Origin of the sequence: Escherichia sp. E2748, assembly GCF_005781125.1 — a bacterium.
Taxonomy (GTDB): Bacteria; Pseudomonadota; Gammaproteobacteria; order Enterobacterales; family Enterobacteriaceae; genus Escherichia.
The window spans coordinates 1-11180 of the sequence record NZ_VATP01000006.1; the positions used below are offsets into that span (position 1 = coordinate 1).

The window sequence follows — 11180 nt, forward strand, 5'->3', positions numbered from 1 at the left end:
CTGTCATCCACAGTCAGTAAACAGCCGCCATATAAGGTATCCCCTTCCTGCCACCAGGAGATTTCAGGAGGAAAAAAATTCCCCCGGTTTAATGCAAAGGGACACTCGGTTCCGGAAAAATGTTCACCGGCTTTCAGTTGATACTGAAACGTGGCATAAAGCGTCTGCCCGGGAAAGATATTGCTGTTATTTTGCGGGCTGATTATAATTTCGGATTTGGGTTGAGAATTAACTTCCCGACAACGTAACGGTGCAGATAAAGAACCAGATGTATTAGCCCCATAAGCCCAGACGGCTCGATTATTAATTTCACTCTCAGTAAATGGCATTGTGGCTTGATTATTTTTATCTACCGAAACCCCGACCAGATCTTTTGCCTCATATATGTAAGTAGCATCTTCACGAAACCCAAAATACACTTTTTTACTTAACTGTGGGTACTCAAGATCATTAACTGATGGATAGTAAATTACTGTATCAGTGATATCTCTATAGTCACCTGTAGAATTAGTCACCACTGGATAGTCATCCAGTGGTGCAAGATTTAGTGGTTCAAAATTATCATTAATATTCATTACAGCTCGAATATCAACATCATCAACAATAAAAACCATTTCAACTACTGCGTAAATAAGCGGACCATCTGCATCCAGTTTGAATTTGGAAGCCCCACTTTTTATCAAGCAAGGGAGTAAGCCAGCAAGATATTCACCATTACTATCAAGATTTACATTATTCCAGGTATTAATTTTTGGATTATCTTTCTTTAAATCACCTGAGTAATATATTACAGATTCATAATCTTTAAAATCACTGATTGTAGGAAATTTAATGGTATTGACATTCAATGTAATTTGTTTTCCAGAAACAGGATTACCATATTTATCAGTTACCTCCAAAAGATAATAAATATGATATTTTTCGATATCCCCCAGATACCCCAGGTCAGCACTATCGAAGTATACGCCTCCTCTATAAACACCTTTACGCATGCTTAATGTGACTGTTAACCCATCATGCGTGGTTTTTTTTTCATATACTGTTGAAGTCATATCAAAACCTTGATCCTTTGCTCTCTGATTAGATTCAACAAGATTAATAAAAATCAAAATAAATAAAAAACCATAAAACAGTTATAATTAACGGTAATAAGTATTACAGGCTATCATTTAAATTAATCATTAAAATATAATTGAAAACACCCACATATAAACTGGTTAGAAATGGTGCTTTAAATGGGAAGGGTTTTGATTAGAACAATGGCTGTAAAATAATATAAAAAATAGTATCAGCCGTGCATATGCATAATGCTATGAATTTAATCCTTAAGAGGGTGCTGATATAAAAATAACCAATCCTAATAATAATATATATCCACATATGCTTTAGCCGAAATATCTCTGGGGTTTCCGCTGTTATCTCTGATTTTCCATAACGTGGTATAGTTTTTTGTATTCGTCGTCTGACCATTTTTAAACTGCATAACATCATTCATAATAAAACCGGTTTGCGGGTCATCACCGGGATCGGCAACACTGCCAGGATAAGGAACATATTCACCCAATAACGAACAATCAGTAGAACAATTGAATTTACTAAATCGCACAGAATATCCCAACTCAGTATCCATCGAAGGGGTTGCCCCAGAACAATTGACCCCAATATCAATGCTCATTTGTTTCGACTCACTATTCGGTTTTATAATCCCCATATCTATAATGTTTTGAGGAGTAATAAGATAACAGTAAACAGAACCAGTATCTTGTGGTACGGTCCTATTATTGATTATGGCATAACCATCCAATTCCCATGCGTCTGGCTGGCCCTGATAATCACTGAATAACCCGGCAACGTATAATCCAGGTTTCACTATTTGGCTGGAATTATTAAAAAATATCTGACATAAAATTTGTCCTGCTCCTGCATTAAACAAGTATCCCAAAGGGTAATAAGAGCTCATATCTGTTCCTGTAGGGGACAACACTTTTCCCAATGGTGAAGGAGGCGTGTTCAGAAGTCCGTTACAGCTCACGGAAATATCGACAGTAATGGAGCTACCAATGGACAGTGCAAATTTTCGATTATTTTGTGTTTGGTAACTACAGCGAACACCAAGCGCAACAGGAAAAACAGCACCTTGTGTATGACTTATGCCAGTAATTTCGCATTGCGCCTGGCTGCCATCAGAGACAGATGTTGCTAAGAATGATGCTGCGTGGGAACAAGAACAGACCATAAGGAACAGCAGGAACATAAATCTGAACATAAGTTCATCTCGAGGAAAGAGGGTATTGATGACACGTCAGGGTTAATTCATCTAAATAACGGTCGGAATCGTGCGGTAGTTTGAAAGATGTACTGCACTGTTTATTTATTTCACTACCCCATATAACGTGTAAGTATCCTTCATCAGTTAATCCGGATAAGTAAACTTCACCATTTTCACCAACAATCCCCGCGTTCCCTTTATTATGATCCGTCGCTAAACTTACCATCGCACCAAAAGGGACAACACCTCGCTGATAATGCAATGTTATAATGGCCTGCCTTCCGGTGCGTACGGGATATTCTGCAACAACAACAGCACCTTTAGTCGGCACAACGCGCCTTCCGGTTTCCGTTAACATAACATGGCTATCCAGACCATCAGGATCGAGATTAATAGCGTTATAGCGATAATTAGTGAGTGATGGAACCACGGCATAACCTCGCCAATCGGTATTTTCGTGAGTATTAACGATATGAACCCCGGAAGCGCCGGGGGCGCGGATCAGAGCAATACTATCCCCTAAAACAGGTGCCAGCGTCACTCCCCAGGGATGGATGACAACGCCGCCAGTAGCACTGGCGCTCGCCGTCTTCTGATGATGACTCCAGTCATAGGCAAATTGCGCATTACCCGTACTTCCGTCATACCCCATGTTTAACATTGTCATCGCATCCTGGCCTTGTGACGATGACTGTCCAAACTCATAATTCCAGTTGTCATTTAACATTCCGGAAAGGCTGGCCATTTGACTAAAATCCCCCCGAGGATCGCGAATTGCCTGGTAACTGAGATCACCATAACGGGAATTTGCATTGGATGATAAGGTATCCAGCGGTACTGAAAGGTTAAAAGAAACCTCACAATTCTTTTTCTGCCCTGGCATAGTGAGCTGACTTTTATTAACGGAGATGTTTAACGACATAGAAACCGAACTAACAGACAATCCATATCCAAAACTAAAACGGTTATCAGTTTCACTTGAATTCCAGTAATCCTCATGAATTGCGCTAAGATTCAAATTTCCCCAATGACTAAAATTTTGTCGCAAAATGATTTGCTGTAAATTCCGGCGACGCCTTCTGTTTCTGTATAATGCACCTAATACCTGACTACCCATTAAAGAAGTTATAACAGGTAAAGTCTGACTATCCATAAAGGACATATAACCACGCGACGCATAACGAAAATCGTAGATATCAATAGTTGTACCCGTAGTAAGAAGATTTTTTGAGTACTTAAGTCGCCATGCATTACCCGATACCGTAGAACTATGAGGCTGGCTTGCATGCGACCAGGTATTATCAATCGATACAGCGCCCAATTCTCCCAGTGAAACGCCAGCACCTGCCGTCATGGCTACATAATTTCGAGAAAGCAAAAAGCCTCCATAGCCAGTGGTGTTTGCAGGTAAACCATAAATAAGAGTTCCCTGACCGAATGCAGGTTTAACATCCTTATGATAAGAGTTAAATATAGCTTTCCCCATCTCAAACTCATATTCAGCATGGCCATTTCGCTGCATGATGGGGAGTCCGGTATAGGGTTGAACCCACTGCTGGGTATTACCATTTGCTTCCCGGACAATTACCGTCAACTCACCGCTATTCATTGTCTGTGGGATATCTGTTAGCCGGAAATCTCCAGCAGCAACGGATGTCTGATAGATGAGATTATGATTCTGATAAATACTAACCTGCGCACGCGAGCTGGCAATACCAGAAATAACAGGAGCAAAACCACGTTGATTATCAGGTTTCATGTCATCACTGGATCTCAACTTAAGACCTGTAAAATTAATACTGTCCAGTATGTCATTTTGTGTCCAGGTTTCTCCCAGAGTAAATTCGCTCTTTAATTGTTTTAGATCTCTCGCAATATATCGGTTAGAGAATGTCGGTGAATTTGCCTGTTGCGACCATGTAATGGAACTGCGTAACCGCCATGGCCCCCAATTTGCACCACCTTGTGATGAAAGAAAAAAAGAACGCATTCTTGCATGTCTGTTGGAGAAATCAGCATCACTTTGCATACCACTGAGCATATAATTAAACATCAGAGCTGGTATGCCGTCATCCCATTTGTCAACTGCAGGCAGCTGAGAGAATTCAGATGATTTCATTACTATTTGTGGAATCTCAACATTAAGTTTTAGTTTCTGCTGTTCAAAACGAAGCGTTGCGCCGGGAATAACACGTGACAAATCATCAATATATTCACCTTTTTTTAAAGCTGCAAGTGCGTCATTACTATTAGTATTCACGCCCCAACGACTAAGTTGTTCGCGGTTTAACTGCGCAGTCAATTTTTCTCCGTGGGGAGATACCTTAAACTTAACCATTTCTGAAGATATCCATACAGTATTAACAATAACATCAACCAGATATGTTCCTTCAGCAAGTGATGATTCCTTTTCAAACTGACTAAGGTCTATTTTTTCTATGCTGCCCTGCTGGTCTGTCACCAGTAGATCAGGATCGAAATAATCTTCAGCATGACACGATTTCTGGAAAAAAAATAGCCCAACAATCATTAATATTAATGATAATCTGAGAAGGTTTGTTTCGACTCTGGATAAGAGCAGATCAATAAGTTTCTTATGATTCATGATTAGATGAAGAATAATGTGATATCTAATGCAGCGTGAAATTGACCATTTCCTGAATCACCATCAGGCGGAACACAAATGCCTATGAACAGTTTTGCCTTGCTATCATTCAATGAGTGGAGTTCACCTGAAGGAGCAGGCGTTACTGGCCATGGAAGTAAATTTGCAGTAAGATTATTATAATTAATCACATTACCCTGGTTGCAATGTGCAATGTTGGGAGCAGTGAATTGATCGGTAAAATTAAAAACAGCGGATAGCTTAACATTTTTCGAATCTGCTGCACGGAAAGTGCGATCAGTATCTGCCACCTGTCCATTAAAACCAACCATCACATTCTTTCCCGCCTCAATGAGGCCTGTGCAGTTATTCAGAGTTAGCCCGAGAATCTCAAGCGGATAGACATTATTTGGACCTACAGCAGACAGTACCGATTTATTTATCGTCGTTTCAACCTCTGTTTTATCCAGAGAGATATCGCATGTTGTGGCTTCAACAACTGCATGAAAGTTTAAATATGCGTATTCCTCTAAAGGAGCAGATGTCAGAGTTGGCATCGTAGTTGCATGCGCAACAACAGGGGCAAAAAAAATCAGAATGCTACAAAAAATACAAGGGAATTTTCTTATCAAAACATTCATATCACAACTCGCTAAAATTCCATTTGATATAAATCAGATGGCACACCAGAGTCATCCCGAAAGCGCCATGAAACCTGATGGACGCCTGGTGAGCAATGTTGAACAGAAGTATTTATTTCCAATTTACCATAAGGTGGTACTGGTCTAATAAGTAGAGACTTTTTTATCTTATACTTATCAATAAATAGCTGCGTCACTTCCCTGTAATGACCCGAGCGATTTAAAATATTTAATCCACCATTATTGCAAGAAAAATAAATATCTTTTTCCTTAATTGAATCAAGCATCGGGCGCCAGTAGACCCTGATGTTATAAGCAGTGACTAAGCGTAATTTAACCGAATTGTACATTTTAATTTCAGATGGTATTAGCCTTAGCGTCAAATAGTATAAACTTTCTCTGCTTGATGGTAAGAGAATCGCGCGTGACGGCACTGCAAGTAAAGACACTAAAGTATCATCACCGGCACGTAGTTCGTGGACAGGAGGAGAAACTATAAAGGGTGATACTTGATTATCATTAGCTGCCATACCCGTTTTAGGATCGTAACTTTGAATTACTGCCTGTAATAAATAATGCTCGGCTGTATGGTTAACCACCCTGAGCACGGTTTTATTTAAATGGGAAGAGAAGATCAGTTTAGTTTTATTAATAAAAATACCCGGTGTACTCTCATCGCACAGCCCTTTGTTTGTTATTACTATTATTAGAAACACAACTATCTGGCGCAGAAAGGGCATAGATATCCTTTGTTATAATAAATTATAAGTCATCATTCTGGTTTCACCGCCCTGATCATTGATGAGAGTCCATTTGATTTCATCCCCTGACGATGTTATTACCTTATCGAGAGTAATTTTACTGAAAGGGGTAATCGTTCTCTGTTTACCACCTAATGCTATTTCTGTTCCATTGACAAAAACTCTGCTAAGAGTCAGAAAATACGGACTGGTATTGCTGATCGTCAACGCATGTTCTTTTTTCGTAAATGATAATAATGAAACAGACTTCTCCCACGATACATTAAGGTCAGCGGGACGTGAAAGAAGTTTAATAATTAAACTCAGTGATACTGATAGCTGCTGTTTGACTTTGTTCAGTTCAAAAAATTTTTTATCAATTGCAGGTATACTCTTGAAAACAATGTATTGTAATGTTTCTTGGTTATTTTGCCCTACAGGTTGCCGACGAATTATCCGTACTGTTTGCGACTGACCTGATGGTAATTTGAAAATCGGTGGCAAAATGTAAAATTTTTCCGAGGGTGTTAGTTTCTCTGTACTGCCGAGAGAATGAACAATTCCGCTCTGCACAAGCCAGGTATATTTACTGGTATTGCTAATCACTATCTCTGTGCTGTGCAATGTAGAGCTCATAATGACCCTGGTATGATCAATACTTAACCCATCAGCATGACTTTTTACAGGTAAGCATAAGATAATGAAAAAAAAGTACAGGGTACGCATATTAATGAACTTTTCCCTGATGCATTTCTGCCATACCAAGATCGTTGAGAGTCACCCATGACACCTGTCGGTTGTTCCCAATTTTTGTGGACGTTAGGTCCATAGACTCAAAGGGAGAGATCATCCCCATATTTTTCAGACCAATAGTAGCTATACTATTATGACCAAAAAAGAGGTCATGAAGCGAAATGTAATACGGACTATTATTCATAATTTTGACGCCCGTAGCAGTACGATTAAATACAATTTCTTTGGCTGCTTCATCAGCCCCCTCTTCCGTCAAACCAACTGGACGGTAAAACATTTTTATTTGAGAGGATAAGGAAAATATAATTCCAGCCTGAGTTTCAGGTAGTATCACATCTTGTAATGGTTCTGATGTGATAATACCACGAGAGATAAAATAAAAAACTGACTCTCTATCCCTGGGAAGTTTGTCAACATTTTCCAACGCAATCATTTTGACTATTGATTCATTTCTTGGTGAAACTTTTTCAATTCCAGGAAGTACTTTAAAGTACTGACTATCCGGTTTACCGGCACTAACTCTGGTAATATAACTTTGCATCAACCAGGTATTGTCAGTATTATTTCTCAAACTTACCGAAACTGATGTCTTTCCTGCTGGATAAATTATCCTTAAGGCATTAATTCCAATCCCATCTGCCCATGCAAATGGCAATAGAAAAAGAAACAACAAACTCAGTGAAAATTTAATCAACATAATCCTTTACCGTATGCTTATTGGTAAATCATCATAAAATCCACAGGCACTTTAATATGCTGTGCAGACGCAGTATTCGCATTTATCGCCTGTAATGATGCGGTCAACGTTGTTTGTTTTCCATCAATTGAACTTATCACATCACCTTTAGACACGGTAGCCAACTGAATATAATCATTGTTTTTAATTTCTGCCACAGTGGAGGTCTTGGTCGCAAAATCATACACATGACCTTTGAGAACCACGCCGACATCGTTTATCCCGGTATTACTCCATAATGTTGGCTCACCAGGAATACCCATTCCTGGACTAAATAATACTTCAGCATAAACCCCACCATCACCAGGAACTGTTCCTTGTGAACTACCGGACTCGGTACAATTAGAGGCCCTTAAGTCAAAAGATTTTGTTCCCACATCTGTTTTTGACTTTGCAAAATCATTTTTTGAGAACGTACCTAATACTATGCTTTCATTTGATACACTAATATCGCATGTTGTTTCCGAAATTTCCGCATAGACATCAATATGAGCTGGTTTGCCAATTGCTATAGCGTTATTCCATGCTCCCATTGTAACTATAGCCGTCAGAATATTTAGCGAATACCAATATTTCACAATAATTACCTTACTCATTATTTACAACAATAACCAAATGCCCCTGTCATTCCTGAATCTAGTTACAAAACTAAAACTCATATTTCAGGAAAATATATCGCTAACAATCAAAAAAATCTCGTAATTGAGTATATACAGCTCTGTAAATCAGAAATAGTATCGGAAACAAGATAAAAAAATAAAAAAAGAAGATATATATCAAAAAAATAATTACGCCTTTTAGCTAAATTCCTAGATTAAAATTGCTCACTAAAAAAAATAAAATACTATACCTCTATTCATTGAAGCTATTTGATTTTATCATTCATGAGGATCATGCTACGCAACATGAAGTTTTCATCATCCATCAACAATAAGTCGGGTCTAGAACACCGGTACATCAGGAGGCGTGGTAAATGAGCTGGCGATGGTATTGACGACTTCTGAACGATGAAGCTTCATTATGATTGCCAAGGATCAACGCCAGCGTCAAACCACCGTAGATTGGTCACCTTATCCACGCGTTGATGAATAAAGGCTGTAAACGGTGGTTCTGCCGTAGCCTCGGTTATGGTCGTGGACGAAATCTGAAGCATCGATAACAGCTAATCATTTGTTGATACGCCCCCATCTATGTGTTTCATATCCCTAGCTTAATCAATGAGGTAAAAATGATCTGGCTGACATCGTCAATATCAGGCTCATGCATCATCGCTGTACAGTCTTCATCTGAAGACGATACGGTAATAATGAATGGCATACTTGCAACAATCTGCATTTCATCAGTGTGCAAGAATTCAGGGATTCGCTGTCGCCCCCCCTTCCTGATATAGCGACGCTGATGGCATCCCGAATTATTACTTATTTTAAGATAGTGAATAAATCATCTTAGGTTCTTTGTGTATAGTTCATTTCGTTAAGTAATTTTATCTTGCTTATTAAACTTTTGATTTACATAAGTGCCTGCCAAAATTCACATAAGAAATCACCAGGGACATAAAAAACAATTATGACAGTATCAGAATTCTGTTATCAGGTGATTATTAATCATTATGTTTTAACCAGTTTCACGTATTGATAATAGATTAATGTTTATATGGTAATACATATTTGGCAAGGAGATATAATATGAACCCTGAATTGAATTTTGATGATGAAACCGGTGTGCTTATGTTTGGAAAAAAGTCGACCCGATTAAGCCCAAAAGAAGCGGCGTTGTTTTCGTCGCTGCTTCATAAGCAGCAGTCAGATAGTATTCTAGCACGAAATGAGCTTGCTCAATCTGTTTGGGGAGAACGATGGGAGGTAATCAGTAATAATAATATTCAGCAGCTTATTCTTCAGCTTCGTAGAAAAATAGATGCTGTAGGTGGGCCAGTGATAATCGAAAATATTTACAAGCGAGGTTATAAAATGACCATTCATGCACAAGGAGCTGGAAATACGATAAGGCGTAATTTAATCACTCGCTTTGTTTCACTAATATTAAATTTTATTTGAGTTCAAGCTATACACCTTATACCTATAATTATTTATTTAGACTAATAGTTAGATTCCTTATTAGTTATATTAAAACAATTAAATTTCAAAATTATGAAATGCTTTAGCTATTGTTCCTCTGCGCATCCGGATGGCAGGGGAATATTTTTATTAACACTGCAATATAGCTGATCTCCTCCCTGAAAACAGTACCAGTCTAAACTGAAGTCTCCGGTCTTTCTTCCTGCTAACAGAGAGGCTTATTACCATGAAAAAGACCCGTTATACCGAAGAACAGATTGCGTTTGCGCTGAAACAGGCCGAAACCGGCACCCGCGTCGGGGAAGTCTGCAGAAAGATGGGTATTTCTGAGGCCACCTTTTACAACTGGAAGAAGAAATTTGCCGGTCTGGGCGTGACGGAACTGCGGCGTCTGCGGCAACTGGAGGATGAAAATCAGCGGCTGAAGAAACTGGTGGCCGATCTGAGTCTGGATAAGGAGATATTGCAGGAGGTACTGAAACAAAAGTTCTGAGGCCGGCTCAGAAGCGCCAGGCGGTGCATTTCCTGCAGGAAGCATACCGCATCAGTGTCCGCCGGGGATGCGGGTTGCTGATGCAGAGCAGAACTGTCTACCACTGGCAGAGCCGGCGTGACGATCGGGCGATAACCCAGCGTATCCGGGAGATCGCGGAAACCCGGATACGGTATGGTTGTCCGCGTATTCATATCCAGCTGCGGCGGGAGGGCTGGCTTGTTAACCATAAGAAAACACACCGGATTTACTGTCTGGAAGGCCTCAACCTGCGCAGAAAGCGCCCCCGCAGACATGTCAGTGCAGCACATCGCCAGCAACGTCCGGTCCTGACGCATATCGATCAGTGCTGGAGTATGGATTTCGTGTCGGATAATCTGTTTAACGGACGGCGTTTCCGGGCGCTGACTGTAGTCGATAATTTTAGTCGGGAGTGTCTGGCGATCCATGCCGGAAAGTCGCTGAAAGGCGAGGATGTGGTCGGTGTGATGGAAGGGTTGCGGGTGCTGGGTAAGCGCCTGCCAGTACGTATTCAGACAGATAACGGCAGCGAGTTTATCTCAAAAAGTCTGGATAAATGGGCGTATGAACACGGCGTGACCCTGGACTTCTCGCGCCCCGGAAAGCCGACAGATAACCCGTTCATTGAATCATTTAACGGCAGTCTGCGGGATGAATGCCTGAACATTCACTGGTTCCTGTCACTGGAAGATGCGCAGGACAAACTCGACAGCTGGCGCAGGGAATATAATCATGAAAGGACACATTCATCATTAAATGACATGACTCCGGCTGAATTCATCCGAAGTCTCCGGAAAGACGAAGATCTCTGATTTAGCACTGCACTGATTTTGGGCCAGGGTCA

Annotated in this window: 10 protein-coding genes; 2 read left to right on the forward strand and 8 right to left on the reverse strand. The window is 40.2% G+C overall.

The features are described from left to right. The 8 genes from FEK42_RS08855 to FEK42_RS08890 form a co-directional block, all read right to left on the reverse strand. Positions 1-1052 (reverse strand): hypothetical protein (locus FEK42_RS08855; protein WP_138211802.1); only part of this gene is annotated, 1052 nt, incomplete at its 3' end. A gap of 305 nt (positions 1053-1357) precedes the next feature. Then, entirely contained in the window at positions 1358-2266 is a 909-nt protein-coding gene (locus FEK42_RS08860) for a hypothetical protein (RefSeq protein ID WP_135491795.1), read from the reverse strand. A 4-nt stretch (positions 2267-2270) separates the two neighbouring features. Continuing rightward, a complete protein-coding gene (locus tag FEK42_RS08865; RefSeq protein ID WP_135491796.1) occupies positions 2271-4874 on the reverse strand; it encodes a fimbria/pilus outer membrane usher protein in 2604 nt (867 codons plus the stop codon). A gap of 2 nt (positions 4875-4876) precedes the next feature. Continuing rightward, positions 4877-5515, reverse strand: a complete 639-nt coding sequence (locus tag FEK42_RS08870) for a hypothetical protein (RefSeq protein WP_135491797.1) — start codon at positions 5513-5515, stop codon at positions 4877-4879. A gap of 11 nt (positions 5516-5526) precedes the next feature. Then, positions 5527-6255, reverse strand: a complete 729-nt coding sequence (locus tag FEK42_RS08875; protein ID WP_135491798.1) for a fimbria/pilus periplasmic chaperone — start codon at positions 6253-6255, stop codon at positions 5527-5529. Between the two features lie 12 nt (positions 6256-6267). Continuing rightward, positions 6268-6981, reverse strand: coding sequence for a molecular chaperone (locus FEK42_RS08880; protein WP_135491799.1), 714 nt, complete (start codon positions 6979-6981; stop codon positions 6268-6270). A 1-nt stretch (position 6982) separates the two neighbouring features. Beyond that, positions 6983-7705 (reverse strand): molecular chaperone, encoded by a 723-nt coding sequence (locus FEK42_RS08885; RefSeq protein ID WP_135491800.1) that lies wholly within the window; start codon positions 7703-7705, stop codon positions 6983-6985. A 17-nt stretch (positions 7706-7722) separates the two neighbouring features. After that, positions 7723-8322, reverse strand: a complete 600-nt coding sequence (locus tag FEK42_RS08890) for a fimbrial protein (RefSeq protein WP_167852503.1) — start codon at positions 8320-8322, stop codon at positions 7723-7725. Between the two features lie 1107 nt (positions 8323-9429). On the opposite strand from FEK42_RS08890, the gene FEK42_RS08895 reads away from it, so the two are divergent. Both FEK42_RS08895 and FEK42_RS08900 read left to right on the forward strand, forming a co-directional pair. Continuing rightward, a complete protein-coding gene (locus tag FEK42_RS08895) occupies positions 9430-9801 on the forward strand; it encodes a winged helix-turn-helix domain-containing protein (protein ID WP_135491802.1) in 372 nt (123 codons plus the stop codon). Between the two features lie 247 nt (positions 9802-10048). Further along, positions 10049-11148 (forward strand): IS3 family transposase gene (locus tag FEK42_RS08900; protein ID WP_138211803.1). Its coding sequence is split into 2 segments (ribosomal slippage): positions 10049-10304 and positions 10304-11148, totalling 1101 coding nucleotides; the frame shifts between segments, so codons are not numbered across the junction. The last annotated feature ends 32 nt before the right edge of the window (positions 11149-11180 follow it).